This window comes from Pseudoduganella albidiflava, assembly GCF_004322755.1.
Classification (GTDB): domain Bacteria; phylum Pseudomonadota; class Gammaproteobacteria; order Burkholderiales; family Burkholderiaceae_D; genus Rugamonas; species Rugamonas albidiflava.
Window position 1 is genome coordinate 1,324,424 of sequence record NZ_CP036401.1, and the last position, 19,856, is coordinate 1,344,279.

Annotated in this window: 17 protein-coding genes and 1 tRNA gene; 14 read left to right on the forward strand and 4 right to left on the reverse strand. The window is 65.4% G+C overall.

Features of this window, described 5'->3' with window-relative positions:
* Positions 1-24 precede the first annotated feature (24 nt).
* A complete protein-coding gene (locus EYF70_RS05650; protein WP_131144531.1) occupies positions 25-471 on the forward strand; it encodes an excinuclease ATPase subunit in 447 nt (148 codons plus the stop codon).
* Complete coding sequence (locus EYF70_RS05655; protein WP_131144532.1) at positions 472-1,068, forward strand: 4'-phosphopantetheinyl transferase family protein; 597 nt, start codon at positions 472-474, stop codon at positions 1,066-1,068.
* 216 nt (positions 1,069-1,284) lie between these two features.
* Here the strand turns inward: EYF70_RS05655 and EYF70_RS05660 are convergent, their stop codons facing one another.
* Positions 1,285-2,208, reverse strand: coding sequence for a polysaccharide deacetylase family protein (locus EYF70_RS05660; RefSeq protein WP_229420718.1), 924 nt, complete (start codon positions 2,206-2,208; stop codon positions 1,285-1,287).
* Positions 2,209-2,289: 81 nt separating this feature from the next.
* Here EYF70_RS05660 and EYF70_RS05665 point away from each other — a divergent pair, with 81 nt between their 5' ends.
* Positions 2,290-3,021: a class I SAM-dependent methyltransferase gene (locus tag EYF70_RS05665; protein WP_229420719.1), complete on the forward strand. Its 732-nt coding sequence runs from the start codon at positions 2,290-2,292 to the stop codon at positions 3,019-3,021.
* A gap of 53 nt (positions 3,022-3,074) precedes the next feature.
* Here the strand turns inward: EYF70_RS05665 and EYF70_RS05670 are convergent, their stop codons facing one another.
* Complete coding sequence (locus EYF70_RS05670; protein WP_131144533.1) at positions 3,075-3,722, reverse strand: energy transducer TonB; 648 nt, start codon at positions 3,720-3,722, stop codon at positions 3,075-3,077.
* 153 nt (positions 3,723-3,875) lie between these two features.
* Here EYF70_RS05670 and EYF70_RS05675 point away from each other — a divergent pair, with 153 nt between their 5' ends.
* The 7 genes from EYF70_RS05675 (at position 3,876) to EYF70_RS05705 (ending at position 14,895) form a co-directional block, all read left to right on the forward strand.
* Positions 3,876-4,529 carry a response regulator transcription factor gene (locus EYF70_RS05675; protein ID WP_229420720.1) on the forward strand — a complete coding sequence of 218 codons (654 nt, stop codon included), beginning with the start codon at positions 3,876-3,878 and terminating at the stop codon, positions 4,527-4,529.
* Positions 4,529-5,842 carry an ATP-binding protein gene (locus tag EYF70_RS05680; protein ID WP_131144534.1) on the forward strand — a complete coding sequence of 438 codons (1,314 nt, stop codon included), beginning with the start codon at positions 4,529-4,531 and terminating at the stop codon, positions 5,840-5,842. Before EYF70_RS05675 ends, EYF70_RS05680 begins: the two co-directional genes overlap by 1 nt.
* A gap of 91 nt (positions 5,843-5,933) precedes the next feature.
* Positions 5,934-7,847 (forward strand): MFS transporter, encoded by a 1,914-nt coding sequence (locus tag EYF70_RS05685; RefSeq protein WP_131144535.1) that lies wholly within the window; start codon positions 5,934-5,936, stop codon positions 7,845-7,847.
* Positions 7,848-7,976: 129 nt separating this feature from the next.
* Positions 7,977-8,750 carry a hypothetical protein gene (locus EYF70_RS05690; RefSeq protein ID WP_131144536.1) on the forward strand — a complete coding sequence of 258 codons (774 nt, stop codon included), beginning with the start codon at positions 7,977-7,979 and terminating at the stop codon, positions 8,748-8,750.
* Positions 8,751-9,120: 370 nt separating this feature from the next.
* Positions 9,121-10,317, forward strand: coding sequence for an efflux RND transporter periplasmic adaptor subunit (locus tag EYF70_RS05695; RefSeq protein WP_131144537.1), 1,197 nt, complete (start codon positions 9,121-9,123; stop codon positions 10,315-10,317).
* A 15-nt stretch (positions 10,318-10,332) separates the two neighbouring features.
* Positions 10,333-13,473 carry an efflux RND transporter permease subunit gene (locus tag EYF70_RS05700; protein WP_131144538.1) on the forward strand — a complete coding sequence of 1,047 codons (3,141 nt, stop codon included), beginning with the start codon at positions 10,333-10,335 and terminating at the stop codon, positions 13,471-13,473.
* Between the two features lie 12 nt (positions 13,474-13,485).
* On the forward strand, positions 13,486-14,895 hold the full coding sequence (locus tag EYF70_RS05705) for an efflux transporter outer membrane subunit (protein WP_131144539.1): 1,410 nt from the start codon (positions 13,486-13,488) through the stop codon (positions 14,893-14,895).
* 143 nt (positions 14,896-15,038) lie between these two features.
* On the opposite strand, the gene EYF70_RS05710 is transcribed toward EYF70_RS05705, so the two are convergent.
* A complete protein-coding gene (locus tag EYF70_RS05710; RefSeq protein WP_165497576.1) occupies positions 15,039-15,533 on the reverse strand; it encodes a GNAT family N-acetyltransferase in 495 nt (164 codons plus the stop codon).
* Positions 15,534-15,815: 282 nt separating this feature from the next.
* On the opposite strand from EYF70_RS05710, the gene EYF70_RS05715 reads away from it, so the two are divergent.
* Positions 15,816-16,427, forward strand: coding sequence for a TetR/AcrR family transcriptional regulator (locus tag EYF70_RS05715; protein WP_131144541.1), 612 nt, complete (start codon positions 15,816-15,818; stop codon positions 16,425-16,427).
* 20 nt (positions 16,428-16,447) lie between these two features.
* Entirely contained in the window at positions 16,448-17,155 is a 708-nt protein-coding gene (locus tag EYF70_RS05720; protein ID WP_131144542.1) for a fumarylacetoacetate hydrolase family protein, read from the forward strand.
* A gap of 26 nt (positions 17,156-17,181) precedes the next feature.
* On the opposite strand, the gene EYF70_RS05725 is transcribed toward EYF70_RS05720, so the two are convergent.
* A complete protein-coding gene (locus EYF70_RS05725) occupies positions 17,182-18,015 on the reverse strand; it encodes an SIR2 family NAD-dependent protein deacylase (protein WP_131144543.1) in 834 nt (277 codons plus the stop codon).
* Between the two features lie 124 nt (positions 18,016-18,139).
* Between EYF70_RS05725 and EYF70_RS05730 the strand changes: the two genes are divergently transcribed.
* Together EYF70_RS05730 and EYF70_RS05735 are read left to right on the forward strand one after the other, a co-directional pair.
* Positions 18,140-18,216, forward strand: a tRNA-Pro gene (locus tag EYF70_RS05730).
* A gap of 287 nt (positions 18,217-18,503) precedes the next feature.
* A complete protein-coding gene (locus EYF70_RS05735) occupies positions 18,504-19,853 on the forward strand; it encodes a DUF6861 domain-containing protein (protein ID WP_131144544.1) in 1,350 nt (449 codons plus the stop codon).
* Positions 19,854-19,856: the final 3 nt, after the last annotated feature.

Consider the following 19,856-nt stretch of genomic DNA (forward strand, 5'->3'; position numbering starts at 1 on the left):
ACTCACCACAACAAAGGAAGAAAAATGAAAAAAGCAATGTTGACGATGGTCCTGGCGGCAAGCGCCGTCGCCGCCTCCCTGCCGGCCACCGCGGCCGATCGCGCGATGATGGTGCCGATCGAGAACGCGTTGAACAGCAACGATGCGAAGGGCCGCCTGGGCGACACGGTGAAGTTCTACTTCGGCGACCAGAAGACCCCGAAAGTGGCCTCGAAGATCACTTCCGACAGCACCAGCCAGAAGACCAACAGCGTGGGCAAGTCGCCCGAGGAAGCCTGCCACTGGGCCTTCCTGTCGGCGATGCTGGCACTGAAGAAGAAGGCCGACTCGGTGGGCGCCGATGCGGTGGTCAACATCGTCAGCAACTACAAGCACAAGGAAATGTCGAGCCAGACGGAGTTCGAATGCCATGACGGCAATATCGTCAGCGGCGTGGCGCTGAAGGGCGATTTCGTCAAGCTGGCCAAGTAAGTGACGGCGGCCGCGCACGTGTGGCTGGCCCGTTGCGACGGGCTGGACGAAGCGCGGCTGCACGAATACGGGCGCTGGCTGGGCGCTGGCGAGCGGGAACGCGGCTTCGTGCGCGAAGCGCGCCGCCGCCAGTTCATCGCCGCGCGGGCGCTGCTGCGGATCGCCATCGGCACGCTGCTCGGTGTGCCACCCGAATCGGTGGAACTGGGCGGCGCGCCGGGGCGGGCACCGTGGCTGGTCGCGCCGGCGGTGCCGCTGCCGGGTTTGTCGGTGTCGCACAGCGGGCCCTGGGTCGGCTGTGCGGTCAGCTTCGCTACGGCGCTCGGGCTGGATATTGAAATGAAGGATGCCGCGCGCGATATCGGCGCGCTGGCCGAACAGGCGTTCGACGCGGCCACCTGCGCGCGGCTTGCCGCGCTGCCCGAGGGGGCGCGGGTCGATGCGTTTTATGCCGCGTGGAGTACGCAGGAAGCGCGGATCAAGCTAAGCGTGGAAGCGGGCGGCACATATGCGTTGCCGCACGATGCATTGTCGGTGGTGGTGTGCAGCGCCGTGCCGCTGGCGGATGTGCCCCGGTTGCAAATCGTGGACTTGTGAGGTCGCTGGTGTCGGACACTTATGCCGCTTAGTTAAGCAAACCCCAAGTGCAAAGTCCGGGGTCAGACCCGGCGGGTCTGACCCCCGCCCTTCGCTGTTGGGGTGAATGCATGCGCTCTCAATGTGTCGGGTAACACTTAACTTAACGGCAGCAGTGTCTGACACCGTTCTCTGGAAACCGCCCAGAAAATAGTGTCAGACACCAGCGGTAGGAGGCTACTGCCACAGCCAGTTCCACAACCCCGGCAGCCGCGGATGTTCGGCGGCGCTGTTCACGGTACTGGCCAGCGCGGCCCGCTCCAGCGCGTCGTGGTCGTCGTAGAACGGCTTGCCGGCGACGGGCATGTCGAGTTCGCGCGCCACGTCGACGAGGATGCGCAGGTAGACCTCGAGGTTGCGCGCCGTGTAGGTATTCACGTCGTGGAAGGTGACGATGACCGGCGTGTGGCCATCGACCACCTGCATGGTGCCGGCGGCCCAGCGCGCGCGGGTGTCGGCCAGCATCCTGAGCATGTTGGAGCGCTTGTGCCAGCTGAAGTTGACGCCCCAGATCTTGCCGTCGTTGGCGTTCAGGTCCGTCAGCAGCATGCGCAGGCCATGGCGGTGGTAGCCCTCCAGCGTGGCGGCGTCGTAGGCCCAGAACGGCGGGCGTACCAGGCGCGGCGCGTTGCCGGTGAGCTCGCGCAAGTCGTCCACGCCGCGGCGCAGCGACTCGTCGAGTTCCGCCGCGGCCATGAAGCGGTGGTTCGAGTGCAGGGCGGTGGCCGAATGCAGTGCCACGACATGGCCGGCGGCGTGCTCGCGCCGGATCAGTGCGCGGCCGGTCTCGGTGCCGCCGCCGTGCCAGTGGCGGGTTTGCGTGAAGAAGACGGCCTTGATGCCGTCCTGCACGGCGTTATGGTCCAGGGTGTCGAGCACCCGTGCGGTGGAATTGTCGCCGCGCGAACCGCTCGGACCGTCGTCGAAGCTGAGCAGGAAACGGATAGGTGCCGGCGCGGCCAGCGCCGACGGTATGGGGGCCGGCGCAGAAGGTGTAGAAACCCGCGCCGACGGGATAGGTGCCGGCGCAGGCTCCTCGCCCGCATGTGCCAGGTGCGCGGCGGCGGCAAGGATGAAACAGAAGAGTGGTCGGATCGGCACGTTGGTGGCTTCACATAAAAACGGGCTGCATTATAGATTGGTCAGCGCGGGCCCGCCCGCATCAAATTTGAGGAAAATTGTATGGATGTTCAGCCACCGAAAATGCAGCCGGCCCCGTTGCCCACCGACCCGCACGTGCCGGAAACGGAGTTCGGCAAGTGGTTCCTGCGCACCGAGACGTGGACCGTGCACGTACTGGAGCGCGCGCTGGAGGACCTCGGCCGCCTGATGCCGGCCGGCCGCACGCGCTTCGATGTGGTTGCCGACGTCGGCTGCGGCTATGGCCGCTCGCTGCCGAAGCTGCACGCGCGCTTCGCGCCGAAGCGGCTGATCGGCATGGACATCGACCCCGAGATGATCGAGGCATCCGGCATGGAAGTGGCGGTGCATGGCATCCCGGCCGAATTCATCTGCTGTTCCAGTTCGAACATCGCCATGCCCGATGCGTCGGTGGACCTGCTGTTCTGCCACCAGACCTTCCACCACCTGATCGACCAGGAACGGGCGATCGCCGAGTTCTTCCGCGTGCTCAAGCCGGGCGGCGTGCTGCTGTTCGCGGAATCGACGCGCCGCTATATCCATTCATGGATCATCCGGCTGCTGTTCCGCCATCCGATGGACGTGCAGAAGACCGCGCCGGAATACCTGGCGATGGTGCGCGGCGCCGGCTTCGATGTGCCGGACAGCGCCGTGTCGTATCCGTTCCTGTGGTGGAGCCGCGAGGACCTGGGCTTGCTGGAGCGCGTGTTCCGCATCAAGCCGCGCGCCGTGCGGGAGGAAACGCTGATCAACCTGGTGGCGCGCAAGCCGTGATCGTGCAAGCCGTGATTCATGCCGGCCGCGCCACCGCGCGGCCGGCATCCCCTTCAGTCTTCCAGGCTCCACACGTAGTCCATCCGCGTCCACGACTGCTGGGGGACGCCATCCACCGTGCCGGGCTGGAAGCGGCACAGCGACAGCCCCGCCTGGGCGGCGCGATCCAGGTCGCGCACGCCGCTTGATTTCTCCACCCTCGATTCGGCCACCCGGCCATCCGTACCGACCAGCAGTGCCAGCGTGACGGTGCCGGTGTCGCCGTTGCGCAGCGCGCTGCGCGGATACTCGGGCCGCGTGCAGGCTTTCGCATCGACCACCGCCGCCACCCGAACGGGCGCCCTGGGTGCGGGCTCCGCCGGCTGCTGCGCCACCGTGCCTGTCGACGCGGTGGCCGGCGGCGCCGGATCGCTGGCCGGGCGCGTCGCCATCGGCACCTGGTCCGCGGGCTGGAATACATCGTTCGGCAGGTCCGGCACGGCGATCGTGGTGGTCGGCGGCTGCACCGGATCGGGCATGGGTACTGGCGGCGGGGGTGGCGGCGGCGGCGTCTGGTCCACCGGGATCAGGTCGACGACGCCGGGCGGCGTACGGCCCACCAGCACGGTGGAATTCTGCAGGGCGACAAACCCGGCAAGCACGTGCAGCAGCACGACGACGGCGATACCGGTGGGGTTCCTGCGTTGACTGACGAAGTTCATGCCATTCTCCTTGCCATGGTTGGTAGAGGTTTTTTGCTACGTGTTGGAAGTATACTATTCCATGTCATAGCAAAAATGGAAGGGGTTAGCGAGTAATCGTGTGGAATGATATGCTTCTGTCCGTGAGAAGTTCATATTGCGTGGAGGTGGAAAGTGAAGCAGGCAAAGGAAGCGCGCATCCGCGTGATGCTGGCGGATGACCATCCGATCGTGATGACCGGATTCGCGATGTCGCTGGCGGGGCCGGACATCGACGTGGTGGGCCAGGCGAGGAGCCCGGACGAGGTGCTCGAGCAGCATGCAAGCCTGCAGCCGGATGTGCTGGTGCTGGACATCCGCTTCGGCGAGGCATTGACGGGACTGGATGTGGCGCGCGCCATCCTCGGGCGCCAGCCGGAGGCGCGCATCGTGTTCCTGACGCAGTTCGACCAGGACAGCCTGATCAAGGAGTGCTACCGGATCGGCGCGCGCGCCTTCATCACCAAGGATTGCGACCCCGGGGAACTGGCCACGGCGGTGCGCCGCGCGCATGCGGGCGCGCTGTACTTCATGCCCCGCATCGCCGAGCGGCTCGCCAGCCTGTCGGTACAGGGCGACATGTCGCCGCAATCGGTGCTCGACGAGCGCGCGCTGGAAATCTTCACGCTGATGGCGGAAGGCCTGACCAATGCGGAAATCGCCGACCGGCTGTCGGTATCGTCGAAGACGATCAGCAACGCCAGCCAGGCGATCAAGGACAAGCTGGGTGTGAACCGCGCCGCCGACATCACGCGCCTGGCCGTGCGCTACGGCCTGCTGCAAGCCTGATGCTGGCCTTCCTGCGCCGGCACTGGCGCCTCGGCTGGAACCTGCGCACGCGGCTGCTGGCGATCACGCTGGCGCCGCTGGTGGCGCTGTGCCTGTCGCTGCTGTGGTTCAGCTACCAGTCGCGCCAGGACGAAGTGCGCGCCGAGCTGGCCGAGCGGGGCACGCTGCTGGCGCGGGTGCTGGCCGACAGCAGCGAGTACGCCGTGATCTCGGGCCAGTACGATGAACTGCGGCGCAGCGTGCGCGGCGTGCTGCAAACGGACACCGCCATCCGCGAAGTCGCCCTGTTCGATGCGCGGCGGCGTGAACTGGTGCGGCTGCGCGGCCGCGCCACGGGGGCGCCGGAAGGCCGCTACTACGAGGCGGCCGTCCTGAAGCGGCTGGTGTGGCTGAACATGCGGGCACCGGATGGCCGCGTGGTGTTCGGCGCCGCCAACGGTGCGCCGCGTCCCGCGTTTGAAACGGTCGGCTACGTGCAGGTGCGGATGACGCCGGACGCGATGCTGGCCCGCCAGGCGGCGCGCTTCCGCCTCGAACTGCTGGCCGCCGCGCTCGGCCTGGTGCTGTGCGGCGCGCTGGCCTGGCGCCTGTCGGAAGGTTTCGATACGTCGCTGCAGGCTTCCATGCAGGCGCTGCGCGACGCGGATGCCGAGAAGCGCCGGCTGCTGCGGCGGCTGAACACGGCGGTGGAACATGAGCGCCAGAGCATCGCGCTGGAAATCCATGACGAACTGAATGCCTCGCTGATCGCCGTGCGCCTGGAATCGCAGCGCATTGCGTCGCTCGCGGGGCAGGCCGCACCGGCGGAGGTGGCGCAGGAGATCGCGCGCCGCGCCACCTCCGTGACGCAGCTGGCGCTGGGGCTGTACAACAATGGCAGGGCGCTGGTGCGGCGGCTGCGGCCCGAAGTGCTCGACATGCTGGGCCTGCGCGGAGCCGTCGAGGAAATGGTGCGCCAGGTCGGCGACAGCCAGCCGGACTGCCGCTTCGATTGCCGCATCGAAGGCGACATGGCGGGCGTGGAGCCGGAGCTGGCAATTTCCGCCTACCGCATCATCCAGGAAGCGCTGTCGAACATCGTCAAGCATGCGGGGGCGCGCCATGCAAGTGTCGCGCTGGCGCGGCATGGCGACGCGCTGGACATCGAGGTGCGCGACGATGGCGTGGGCCTGCCGGGGGTGCGCACCGACGGCATCGGCATCGCCGGCATGCGCGAGCGCGTGCACGCGGTGAGCGGCAGCTTCGCGATCGGCAGCGGCGGCGAAGACGGCGGCGGCGGCACCCGCATTGCGATCCGCCTGCCACTCGGCTAGCCAGGCCCGGGCGCCGGCGTGTTCGCTGGCGTGTTGTTGTACAGGGCGATGTGCGGTATGTTGTCGGTTCGATCGATTCCCCTGCCTGCCCATGAGCCAGACCACCCCCGCTGCCACGCAGCATGCCAGTCAGTTCGCGCTGCTCGGCCAACGCCGCTTCGCGCCATTCTTCTGGACCCAGTTCCTCGGCGCCTTCAACGACAACCTGTTCAAGACGGCGCTGATCGTCGTGCTCACGTTCGACGCCGCCAGTTGGACGACCCTGTCGCCATCGATGGTGACGAACCTGATCCCCGGCCTGTTCATCCTGCCCTACGTGCTGTTCTCGGCCACTTCCGGCCAGATCGCCGAGAAGTTCGAGAAGTCGCGGCTGGTGCGCTTCGTCAAGTGGGCCGAGATCGTCATCATGGGCGTCGCCGCGCTGGGATGGATGACGCACAGCCTGTGGCTGCTGGTGCTGGCGGTGTTCGCGATGGGCACGCACTCCACGCTGTTCGGCCCCGTCAAGTATTCGTACATGCCGCAACAGCTGAAACCCGAGGAACTCACCGGCGGCAACGGCATGGTGGAAATGGGTACCTTCGTCGGCATCCTGCTCGGGCAGGTGTTCGGCGATGTGCTGGTGATGCATGCCGGCCTGGGCATCCCCGTGGTGGCCGCCGGCACAGTCGGCTTCGCGGTCCTGGGCCTGCTGGCCAGCTACCGGATTCCCGTCACGCCGGCACCGGCGCCGGACCTGCACATTAACTGGAACCCGTTCGCGGAAACCGTGCGCAACCTGAAGTACTCGGCCGGCAACCGCACCGTGTTCCTGTCGATGCTGGGCAACTCGTGGTTCTGGTTCTACGGCGCGATGGTGCTGGCGCAGTTCCCGGTGTACGCGATGACGTACCTGAAGGGCGATCACAGCGTGTTCGTGCTGCTGCTCACGGTCTTCTCGCTGGGGATCGGCGCCGGCTCGCTGCTGTGCGAGAAGCTGTCCGGGCGCAAGGTGGAAATCGGCCTGGTGCCGTTCGGCTCGATCGGGCTGTCGCTGTTCGGCATCGACCTGTATTTCGCCAGCCAGGGCTATGCCGCGCCCGCGGCGCCGGTCGACGCGATCGCCATGCTGGCGCAGCCGGGCAGCTGGCGCATCGTGTTCGACGTGGTGATGATCGGCGTGTTCGGCGGCTTCTTCATCGTGCCGCTGTTCGCGCTGATCCAGCTGCGCTGCGATCCGAAGCACCTGTCGCGCACGATCGCCGGCATGAACATCCTGAACGCGCTGTTCATGGTGGCCGCGGCCGGCGTGGCGATCCTGCTGCTGGGGCAGGGCCTGACGATCCCGGAACTGTTCCTGGCCACCGCCATCATGAACGGCATCGTGGCCGTCTACATCTTCTCGCTGGTGCCGGAGTTCCTGATGCGCTTCCTGGCCTGGCTGCTGATCCACACGGTGCACAAGGTGAAGGTGATCGAGCCTGGCCGCATTCCCGAGGAGGGCGCCGCGGTACTGGTCTGCAACCATGTCAGCTATGTGGATGCGGTCGTGATCATGGCGGCCAGCCCGCGGCCGATCCGCTTCGTGATGGACCACCGTATCTTCAAGACCCCGATCCTGGGCTGGATCTTCCGCACCGGGAAGGCGATCCCCATCGCGCCCGCCAAGGAAGACCCGTGGCTGCTGGAGAAATCCTACGTGGACATCGCCCGCGCGCTGCACGAGGGGGAACTGGTGTGCATCTTCCCCGAAGGGCGCCTGACGACGACCGGCGAGATCAACGAATTCAAGGGTGGCATCGCCAAGATCATCGAGCGTTCGCAGGTGCCGGTGATCCCGATGGCGCTGCGCGGGCTGTGGGGCCACCTGCTGTCGCGCAGCCAGGACAATGTGTTCGAGCGCGCCTTCCGCAAGGGCCTGCGTTCGCGCCTGGCGCTGGCGGTGGGCGTGCCGGTGGAGCCACATGCGGCCACGCCGGAGCGGCTGCAGGAGGAAGTGCTGGCGCTGCGCGGCGACTGGAAGTAGGGAGTCAGCAAGGGATCAGGCAGGGGCGCCGGGGGCGCCCGTACAACTCGTTACAAATAGATCACACGAGTTGCTTATTCCTTTCTAAAATGTTGCCTCCGTTCCCCTGCACAGAAAAGAGATCACGCAATGACCCGTACCTGGAAAGCCGCTTTGTCGGTAGCGACCCTGGCCCTGCTGGCCGCCTGCGGCGGTGACGACGACGATCCCGCGGGCACGTCCACCGGCGGCACCACGCCCACCGCCCGCGCGGTGCTGGTGACGCAGGACTTCAAGGTGGAAACCGGCGGCTGGACCGGCGAATCGAGCGACTACACCACCGAGACCGCGCCGGCCAATGTCGTCTTCGAACTGCGCGACATCAGCCAGTACGGCGCCGCCTACAAGGACACCAAGGCTTACTTCATCAGCGGCACCAACCGCAGCGACGACCTGCTGCTGTACGTGAAGAAGCAGATCACCGGCCTGGCGGTGAATACCGAGTACACGTTCACGGTCCCGTCGATGAACCTGCTCAGTAACGCGCACTCCGGCTGCATGGGTGTCGGCGGCGCGCCGGGCGAATCGGTTTGGGTGATCGCGGCGGCTTCGCCGACCGAACCGAAACCGGTGACCACCAACGGCGACACCCGCCTGAACATCGACCACGGCAACCAGGCCGCGCCGGGCGCCGCCTCGATGATGCTGGGGAACATCGCCAACGGCCTGCCTTGTGACGGCAAGCAGACCTACGCATCGAAACTGGTCACCAACAACACCGGCATCCGGGTGAAGACCGATGGCGAAGGCAAGGTCTGGGTGCTGCTCGGCATCGACTCCGGCTTCGAAGCGACCACCGGCATCTACCTGCAGAACGTCACGATGACGTTCGTGCCCTACGTGCCGCCGACCACGACGACCTGATCCGGCCGTCTCTCCGAAAAGCCTCCCCGCCACCGGCCGGGAGGCTTTTTTTCGCCGTTACTGCTGAGCTGGTCTCAAAACAACACCGGGCAACACCGGGGACAGTCCCCGATTTTTGGCAAAATTCTCAGCCGCGGCGTTCGGCGGTATTAGCGCATCTTCGGCCGCATTCGCCGAAGATGCCGGAAAGCATCAACTGTTGAGTTGGTTGCAAAACAACACCAGTCACTGTCCCGATTTCTGGCAACGCTTGTTAGCGCTCCCTTTGACTCATGACTCTAAAGTCAGTTAATGCGTAGGATCCTAATTTGTATTAGAATGATCGTTCATTCTACCGAGCACCCCCTCAAAATCAGAAGGTTCAGTCTTTATGAACAACTCGCTCTCCCGCCCGCCGCTGCGTTCGGCCGGCATCCTTTTCCTCGCATGCGCGGCGGCGCTGACCGCCGGCTGCGACTCCGACAAGCAGCAACAGGCCGGCGCGCCGGGCGGCAAGATGCCGCCGCCGCAGGTGTCCGTCTACACCGTCAAGGCCGAAGCGCTGCCGGTCATTACCGAACTGCCGGGCCGCACGTCCGCCTACCAGATCGCCGAAGTCCGCCCGCAGGTGGCCGGCATCGTGCAGAAGCGCCTGTTTACCGAAGGCGCCGACGTGAAGGCCGGCACCCAGCTGTACCAGATCGATCCGGCCACCTACCAGGCCACGTTCAGCGCCGCCAAGGCCGCGCTGGCACGCGCCGAGGCGAACCTGCTGACGGCCGGCCCGAAAGTGAAGCGCTACAAGGAGCTGGTGGAGATCGAAGGCGTGAGCCGCCAGGACTACGATGACGCGGTGGCCGCCGAGGCGCAGGCACGCGCCGACGTGGAATCGGCGAAGGCGCAACTGCAAACGGCCCGCATCAATGTCGAATACACCAGGGTGCATGCGCCGATCTCGGGCCGCATCGGCCGTTCGAACGTGACTCCGGGCGCGCTGGTGACGGCCGGCCAGGAAACCGCGCTGACCACCGTGCAGCAGCTGGACCCGATCTATGTCGACGTCACGCAATCGTCCGAAGACCTGCTGCGCCTGAAGAAATCGCTGGAAGGCGGCGGCGTGAAGAAGGCCGAGGGCAAGGTCACGCTGAAGCTGGCCGACGGTTCCACCTATGCGCAGGCGGGCAAGCTGCAGTTCGCCGACGTGGCGGTCGATCCGGGTACCGGCAACGTCACGCTGCGCGCGCTGTTCCCGAATCCGAAGCATGACCTGCTGCCCGGCATGTTCGTGCGCGCCATCGTCGAGAACGGCGTGAACGAGCAGGCCATCGCGGTGCCGCAGCAGGGCGTGACGCGCAACCAGAAAGGCGAAGCCACCACGCTGGTGCTGAACCAGCAGGGCATCGTGGAGCAGCGCGTGATCGCCACCACCGGCACGCTGGGCGACAAGTGGCTGGTGAAATCCGGCCTGGCCGCCGGCGATCGCGTGATCGTCGAAGGCATCCAGAAGGTGAAGCCGGGCGCGCCCGCCGTCGTGGCACCGGCCGCGGCAAACACCGCCGCCGCCAAGCCGGCCGCCGCGGCCCACTAAGCAGGAGTCCATTTCATGGCAAGATTTTTCATCGATCGTCCCATCTTCGCGTGGGTGATCGCCATCGTCATCATGCTCGCGGGCGGCCTCGCGATCTGGAGCCTGCCGATCGCGCAGTATCCGAGCATCGCGCCGCCTTCGATTTCCATCTCCGGCTCGTACCCGGGCGCCTCCGCGAAGACCGTGGAAGACGCGGTCACCCAGGTCATCGAGCAGAAGATGAAGGGTATCGACGGCCTGCGCTACATGAGCTCTTCGTCGGACTCCACCGGCGGCATCAGCATCACGCTGACGTTCAAGAGCGGCACCAATCCGGACATCGCGCAGGTGCAGGTGCAGAACAAGCTGCAGCTGGCCACGCCGCTGCTGCCCACCGCCGTCACGCAGCAAGGCCTGGTGGTGTCGAAAGCCACCAAGAACTTCCTGCTGGTGCTGGGCTTCGTGTCCGAGGACAACAGCATGAATCAGGCCGACCTGGGCGACTACGTGGCGGCCAATGTGCTCGACCCGCTGTCGCGCGTGGAGGGCGTGGGCGACGTCACGCTGTTTGGTTCCCAGTATGCGATGCGCATCTGGCTCGATCCGACCAAGCTGACCAGCTATCAACTGACGCCGGCCGACGTGATCACCGCCGTGCAGGCGCAGAATGCCGAGGTTTCCGCCGGTGAGCTGGGCGGCGCGCCCGCCGTGCCGGGCCAGCAGCTGAACGCCACCGTGACGGCGCAAAGCCGCCTGCAGACGGCCGAGCAGTTCGGCGCGATCCTGCTGAAGACGCAGGAAAACGGCGCCACCGTGCACCTGCGCGACGTGGCGAAAATGGAACTGGGCCGCGAAAACTACGCCACCGTGGCGCGCTTCAACGGCAAGCCGGCCACCGGTATCGCCCTGAAGCTGGCCACCGGCGCCAACGCGCTGGACACCGCCGAAGCCGTGAAGGCCAAGGTCGAGGAAATGAGCAAGCTGTTCCCGAAAGGCATGAAGGCCGTCGTGGCGTTCGATACCACGCCGTTCGTCGAGCTGTCGATCGAGGAAGTGGTCAAGACGCTGATCGAGGCGATCGTGCTGGTGTTCCTCGTGATGTACCTGTTCCTGCAGAACTTCCGCGCCACGCTGATCCCGACGATGGCGGTGCCGGTGGTGCTGCTGGGTACCTTCGCCGTGCTGTCCGCGCTGGGCTATTCGATCAACACGCTGACCATGTTCGCGATGGTGCTCGCCATCGGCCTGCTGGTCGACGATGCGATCGTGGTGGTGGAAAACGTCGAACGCGTGATGACGGAAGAAGGCCTGTCGCCGAAGGAAGCGACCAAGAAGTCGATGGGCCAGATCTCCGGCGCGCTGGTCGGTATCGCGATGGTGCTGTCCGCCGTGTTCGTGCCGATGGCGTTCTTCGGCGGCTCCACCGGCGTGATCTACCGCCAGTTCTCGATCACGATCGTGTCGGCCATGGTGCTGTCCGTGCTGGTGGCGATGGTCTTCACGCCGGCGCTGTGCGCCACGTTCCTCAAGCCGGTCGAGAAGGGCCATCACCTGACCAACCGCGGTTTCTTCGGCTGGTTCAACCGCACGTTCGAGAAGAGCACCGATAAATACCAGGGCGTGGTGGCCGGCATGATCCGCCGCCGCGCGCCGTCGATGATCATCTACGCCGTGCTGCTGGCCGTGCTGGCCGTGGTGTTCATGCGCCTGCCGACCTCGTTCCTGCCGGAAGAGGACCAGGGCGTGCTGTTCACGCAGATCCAGCTGCCGACCGGCGCCACGCAGGAACGCACGCTGAAGACGATCGAGAAGGTCGAGGACTACTTCATGAACCAGGAAAAGGCCAACGTCGCTTCCGTGTTCGCGGTGGCCGGCTTCTCGTTCGGCGGCAATGGCCAGAACACCGGTATCGCGTTCGTGCGGATGAAGGACTGGTCCGAGCGTTCGGGCGATGAAAACAAGGTCAGCGCGATTGCCGGCCGCGCCATGGGCGCGCTGATGCAGCTGCGCGATTCGATGGTGTTCTCGTTCGCGCCGCCCGCGGTGATCGAACTGGGTAACGCCTCCGGCTTCGACCTGCAGCTGCAGGACGTGGGTGGCGTGGGCCACACCGCGCTGATGGCGGCGCGTAACCAGCTGCTCGGCATGGCCGCGCAGAACAAGGCTCTGGTGGGCGTGCGCCCGAACGGCCAGGAAGATACGCCGCAGTACAAGGTGACGATCGACCAGCAGAAGGCGACGGCGCTGGGCCTGGCCGTGGCGGACGTGAACCGCGTGCTGTCGGTGGGCTGGGGTTCGTCGTACGTGAACGACTTCGTCGACCGCGGCCGCGTGAAGAAGGTGTTCATGCAGGGCCAGCCGGATTCGCGCATGGTGCCGGAAGACCTGGGCAAGTGGTTCGTGCGGAACAACGCCGGCGAGATGGTGCCGTTCTCGGCCTTCGCCACCGGCGAGTGGATCTACGCATCGCCGCGCCTGGAACGCTACAACGGCCTGTCGTCCGTGAACATCCAGGGCAGCCCGGCGCCGGGCGTGAGCTCCGGCGCGGCCATGGCCGAAGTGGAAAAGATGATCGCGCAACTGCCGCCGGGCATCGGCTACGAGTGGACCGGCCTGTCGGTGGAAGAACGCGAATCCGGTTCGCAGACGCCGCTGCTGTACACGATCTCGATCCTCATCGTGTTCCTGTGCCTGGCCGCGCTGTATGAAAGCTGGTCGGTGCCGTTCTCGGTGCTGCTGGTGATCCCGCTGGGCATCATCGGTACCGTGATCGCCACGTGGGGCTTCCACCTGGCGAACGACGTGTACTTCCAGGTGGGCCTGCTGACCGTGGTCGGCCTGGCGGCGAAAAACGCGATCCTGATCGTGGAATTCGCCAAGGAACTGCAGGAAGGCGGCATGGACGTGCGCCAGGCCACGCTGGAAGCGGTGAAGCTGCGCCTGCGCCCGATCCTGATGACGTCGATCGCCTTCGGCCTGGGCGTGCTGCCGCTGGCCCTGGCGAGCGGTGCCGGCTCCGGCAGCCAGAACGCGATCGGCGTGGGCGTGCTGGGCGGGATGCTGTCGGCCACGTTCCTCGGCATCTTCTTCGTGCCGGTGTTCTTCGTGATGGTGCGCAGCATGTTCGCGTCGAAAGCAGCGAAGAACGCGCAACCCGCCGCCGGCACTACTGTTTAAGGAAGTAGAGAAATGACCAAGACTCTGATTACCCTGGCCGTGACGGCGCTGCTGGCCGGTTGCAGCCTGGCGCCGACGTACGAGCGCCCCGCGGCACCGGTGACGCCGGCGTGGCCGCAGGGCGATGCATACCAGCCGACGGCAGCCGCCGCGGATGCCAAGGGCGCGTACGAAGTGCAATGGCGGGAGTTCATCGCCGACGAACAGCTGGAAAAGCTGGTCGAACTGGCGCTGGCCAATAACCGCGACCTGCGCGTGTCGATCCTCAATATCGAAGCCGCGCGCGCGCAGTACGGCGTGCAGCGCGCCGACCGCGTGCCGAACGTGAACGCCAGCGTGGGCCAGACGGCCCAGCGCGTGCCGGCCAACTCGTCGGCGACCGGTGAAGCCTATATCTCGCGCCAGTATTCGGCGGGGCTGGGCATCCCGTCCTTCGAGCTGGATTTCTTCGGCCGGGTGAAGAACCTGTCCGAAGCGGCGCTGCAGCAATACCTGGGCACCGAAGAGGCGCGCCGTTCGCAGCAGATCAGCCTGGTGGCCGAAGTGGCCAATGCCTGGCTGACCCTGGCGGCGGACCTGGAGCGCCTGCGCCTGGCGCAGGACACGCTGAAGAGCCAGCAGATCAGCTATGAGCTCAGCAAGCGCCGCTTCGAAGCGGGCGCCACCTCGGGCCTGGACATGTATGAAGCGCAGACCAGCGTGGAAACGGCGCGCAGCGACGTGGCCGTCTACACCGCCCAGGTGGCGGCGGACCAGAACGCGCTGGCACTGCTGGCCGGCGCCCCGGTGCCTGCCGAGCTGCTGCCGCAAGGCGCGCTGCAATCGGTGACGCAGCTGGCGGAACTGCCGGAAGGCGTGCCTTCCGAAGTGCTGCAGCGCCGCCCGGACGTGCTGGCCGCCGAACGCACGCTGCAGGCCAACAACGCCAATATCGGCGTGGCCCGCGCCGCGTTCTTCCCCAGCATTTCGCTGACGGCATCGGCCGGTGCGGCCAGTGGCGACCTGTCGAACCTGTTCAAGGCGGGCGCCGGCACGTGGTCGTTCATCCCGCAACTGACCCTGCCGATCTTCGCCGGCGGCCGCAACCAGGCCAACCTGGACCTGGCCAGGGCCAACCGGGATATCGCGCTGGCGCAGTACGAAAAGGCGATCCAGTCGGCCTTCCGCGAAGTGTCCGATGCGCTGGCCCAGCGCGGCACGATCGATGAGCGCGTGGCGTCGCAAGCCGCGCTGGTGGAAGCTTCCGGCAAGAGCTACCGGATCCACGAGCAGCGTTACCAGAAGGGGGCGGAATCGTACCTGAACGCCCTGGTCTCGCAGCGCAACCTGTACGCGGCCCAGCAGACGTATATCAGCGCGCGGCTGGCGAAGGCGTCGAACCAAGTTACTCTTTACAAAGTACTTGGTGGTGGCTGGCAATAACGCCAGCGAGCCGTTGACGGCAACTGACCCAACGGCATGAACCAGGGGTCCGACCCGGCGGGTCGGACCCCGGACCAGGATCCGGGTTGTAATGATGAGCAGCCGCTACGCGCCGCAAAGGCTGGGCCGCGGCTGAACAGCCGTCAGGTCAGCAACGCCGGCATCCACTCCATGCAGAGATACAGGCCGTTGGCCCCGTTGAGCGTGAAGCCGCAGCGCTGGAACAGGCGCTGGGCACGGGTGCCGGGCAGGACGTCCAGCCGCACGGGCACGCGCATGCGCACGCCTTGCGCCTGCAGGCTGCGCAGCAATCCCAGGCCGATGCCGCGGCTGCGGCACTCCGGCAGCAGGCTGAGGTCGAGGATGCGGATCTCGTCGGAGCCGTAGTTGACGTGCAGCGCGCCGATCGGCCGCTCGCGCTCGACGATGATGGCCACGTCGGCATACGGATAGTACGCATGCAGCTGCGTTTGCCGGGCGCGGAATTGCAGGGCCATCAGCAGGGCCTCCGTGGGGGCGTCGCAAGCCCCCATCCGCTGGTCGGCGGTGCGGGTGCTGGCGAACAGCACTTCCATGAAAACCTGGTCGGCGGCTTCCGCCGGCCGCATTTCGATCGTGCGTGAGGTCCTGGTTGACATGGTCATCCTTGCGCAAGTGGCGGTCGTAGAAAATGATAGCATCCGTGCCGGTGCACGGGCGATCCGTTTGACAAACCTGGGCTGCCAGCCATAGGCCGGTCGCTCGACAACTGATCATGGCATAAAAGCGCGGCTTTCCGCGCCAGGCGTTGTTGCAAATACCCCGGGATAAGTAACTATCCCGGGGCATTTGCGCCTAGCCTGGCACGAAAATCCATCACTTTTATTTGCCACGCCGTTGTCGAGCGACCCGCCTTATCGCCAGCGCCCATGAAAGGCAGTATGAGCACTACCGAAAAACGTCATCACGATCCCGAGAAGGCGCGCCACCGGCGCCGCCAGGTCCTGGACGCGGCCGCCGCATGCTTCGGCCGCAGCGGCTTCCATGGCGCCAGCATGGCCGAGATCTCGAAGGCCGCCGGCATGAGCGCCGGCCACATCTATAACTACTTTGACAGCAAGGACGCGATCATTGCCGCGTTCGTCGAGGAAAACGTCGAACGCGTGTCGGCATTGATGCGCGGTTTCGAGCTGAAGGAAGACCCGCTGCAGGCGCTGCTCGATGAAGTGCCGCGCAGCGTGCGCGACGACCTCGACCCGCAGACGTGGATCTTGCCGCTGGAAATCACGGCCGAAGCATCGCGCAATCCGAAGATCGCCGCCGTGGCGCGCGACGCGGACCGCCGCACGCGCGAACTGTTCCGCGTGATCCTGAAGGTGGGGCGCCAGCGCCATGGCCTGTCCGTGGAAGACGCCGTGCTCGACGGGCGGATGAACGCTATCATTGCCATGTTCCAGGGCTTGCCCGTGCGTGCCGTGCACAACCCGGACATGGACCCGGACGTGCTGACCGAATCGTTCCGGCTGGCGCTGCGGGCCCTGCTGTTTACCTGACATCCCATCACGAAAGCACCATGACCGACTACGTTTTCCCCCCGCACCCGGCGGCAGCGCTGGCCATCGACGGCAGCGATGCCCGTTTCCCCGTTCGCCGTGTCTACTGCGTGGGCCGCAACTACGCCGGCCACGCCCGCGAAATGGGTTCGGACCCGAGCCGCGAACCGCCATTCTTCTTCAGCAAGCCGGGCGACGCGCACGCCGTGGTGGCGGTGGCGCCGGGCACCACGGCCGAGCTGCCGTTCCCGCCGCGGACGGACAATTTCCACTATGAGTGCGAACTGGTGGTGGCGATCGGCAAGGGCGGCGCCGATATCGCCGTGGAAGACGCGGCGGCGCACATCTTCGGCTACGCGGTCGGCTTCGACATGACGCGCCGCGACCTGCAAGGCAAGATGAAGGATGCCGGCCGGCCCTGGGAAATCGGCAAGGCCTTCGACTTCTCCGCACCGGTCGGCACGCTGCACCCGGCTGCCACGGTGACGGGCATCGAAGCCGCCGCGATCAGCCTGCAGGTCGATGGCGTCACCAGGCAATCCGGCCATGTCGACGAGATGATCTGGTCGATCCCCGAGACGATCGCCAACCTCTCCACCTATTTCACCCTGCAGCCGGGCGACCTGATTTTCACGGGCACGCCGGAAGGCGTGGGCGCCGTGCAGCGTGGCCAGACCCTGGTCGGCCACGTGGATGGCCTGAGCGACATCGCCGTCCGCTTCGTTTAAGGCTCATTCGTCGCTGACAGGTTAGGTCACAGGCGCACCGCGATGGCCAGCAGGCCCTCGAGCGCGCCGGATGCCAGCCCGACATCCAGCGGCGTCGGCACCTCCGGCTCGCGCGGATTGATCCGCACGAGCCGCCCGCCGCGTCGTATCACCTCCTGGCTGAAGTGCCGCACCGAGGGAATCGCCGTGCCGGCGCCCAATTCGATGACGACCGGCCGCTCGACCTTCTCCAGCCAGCGCGCCAGCCGCGCCGCCTGCCGCTCGCTGCGCTGCTCGATCCAGCCCCAATCGCCGAACATCAGGATATTCGGGCGCGCCATGCCGCCACAATGCGGGCAGCGGGGCGCCTCGCTCGTCAGTTCGCAGGCTCTTTCGTTGACATCGGGCGCGAAATCGCGCGCTTCCCAGATCGCGTCGCCGCACGGTTCCAGGCACTGCAGGTGGTGGATCGAGCCGTGGCATTCGTAGATCCTGTCCGCGTCGAAGCCGGCTTTCTGGAACTGGCCGTCGACATTGCTGGTGAAGACCTGATAACCGTGCGGCATGCGCCCGGCCCAGCTTTTCAGCAGCTGGAACCCCTCGTGCGGGGCCGTGTCGCGGTAGAGGTTCAAACGGTGGCCATAGAAGCCCCAGGCCAGTGAGAGATTTTCCTTGAACGTGGCGGGCGAGGCGGCTGTCGTGAAAGCAATGCCGGCCGCGCCGAGGGCAGGGTAGGCGCGCCAGAAGCCTTCGTTGCCGCGGAAGTCGGGCAAGCCGGAATCGACGCCCATGCCGGCGCCGGCGGCCACGACGAGTGCGTCCGCCTGGCGGATCAAGCCGGCGGCGCGGTCGAGCTGAGTGGAAGAGAGTGAAGTCGTCATTGCCGGATTCTAGCGCTGTCCCGGCCTTTCGCGCACGGCGCATCGGTGCCGTTCGGCAAGACTTCTTGGATGCAAATTGGCATGGCAAAAACTCAAACCCCTCTGCTATAATCCGGGCTCTCGTCGGGGCGTAGCGCAGCCTGGTAGCGTACTTGCATGGGGTGCAAGGGGTCGGAGGTTCGAATCCTCTCGCCCCGACCAGAAGAATTAACGATAAGGGCCACTCTTTGAGTGGCCCTTGTTGTTTCTGGCTGTCTTCCGCTACTTCCCATGTGTGGCGACGCGTCCCCTCGTGCCTGATTTGTCCTCACCTCACACCATCAGCTTTCGCCCTGTGCCGTAGCCGCAGAAACAGCGCATTCCCACCAGTCCAGTCGATCTTCAGCTGTTGTGCTCATGATATTATTTTCGTTCTGATAAATCCCATGCCTCAGCATTGACCGGCCGCGGCCGCTCACTCACCAGGCGTGACGACCGAGGAGTCAGGCTTGTTACTGGATAATAAAGAGCAAGTGCACTTCTGGCGGGAGCTGGAGCGGGCCGAGCAATGGCTGAGTACGAACGCCGGCGCTGCCGCCGGCCGCGTCTACGACACCATGGGGCGGCCCGGCGAACGCACCTTCGTCAGCTACGGCAACCAGGTGCTTGCGGGTGTAGCCCGGGTCGAAAGGGTGCGACAAGCCCTCGAGCAATCCGGGCCCATGGCAAAACGGCTCGTGGTGGAACAGCTGTCCGGTATAGATCTTTCCGATGTGTGGGAAATCCTGATCGCCGCCTGCAAGGAAATCGCCCTCTACTACGGCGGCTCCGTGGTCGCCGGTGCCGTCGTCGGCGGCGCTGTCGGCAGTCTTGCGTTAGGCGTTGGCGCCGTGCCGGGTGCCATCGCCGGTACCGCGGCTGGTTCGCAGGTCGGTATCTGGGTGCTGACTTTGCTGGGCCTGAAAGAGCTGGCCGTAGGGCTCTGTTCAATGTTCCCAGCCGCAATGGAGCATTACCAGCGAGGCTTCCGTGAAGCCTGGGGCGCCGTGCCCGACAAGCGGCGCGACATCGGGAACAGTGCCGCTCTGCCGACTGGCAATGTTTCTGCCGGCGCGTGGCACATGGCCCAAGGCCATGTCCTTATGGTGACGGCCATCCTGACGGCACTGGTGGCTTATCTCACGGTGGGCCGAGGGAATATTGCCGTGCTGGTGCAGAAGCTCCGGCAGAGCCGGGCGCTGGGGGAGCGGTTTGCACGGTGGGTAAGCGCGAACGAGAGGAAGCTGCTTGCTCATCCGCAGTTGCAGGCGCGGCCGAATAATTCGGTTCCCATGGCGATGGGGGAACCCGTGCCAGGCGGTGGGCGAGGGGCATCTTCCAATACGAAAAGCAGCAATGTTGAGGTTGTTGAGGTTATCAACGGTCCACAAATGATTGCGGCTCGAGATGCGGTGAATCTTGGCGAGTTCAAACGCCTGAATATGATTGATCCTGCTGTTGGGCGGATACGGCCGGGGGAGGCTGGCGCGGCAGCTGAACTCCAGAATTACATGAAAGGGAATTTGGAAAGAGCATTGCCAGGTACTCCAGGTGATTTTATCTTTACGTCTGGCCCAAATGCCGGGAAAACTGTCGACTTCATGCTTACTCCGGATAGCATGGCTCAAGCAGGAAAGATAAATAATTTTTTCGCGAAAAATACTGCTAGATTCTCTGAGCAACTCAGCTTGCACCTGAACAAAGCGGATATTGTACCATTAGATATGAGGTTCTTGACGCCTCATAACCAGAGTTTATTAATGGATATTATAAGTAAACAACCACCCGAGTTGCAGTCGAAAATAATTATTTTGAGGTGAAAA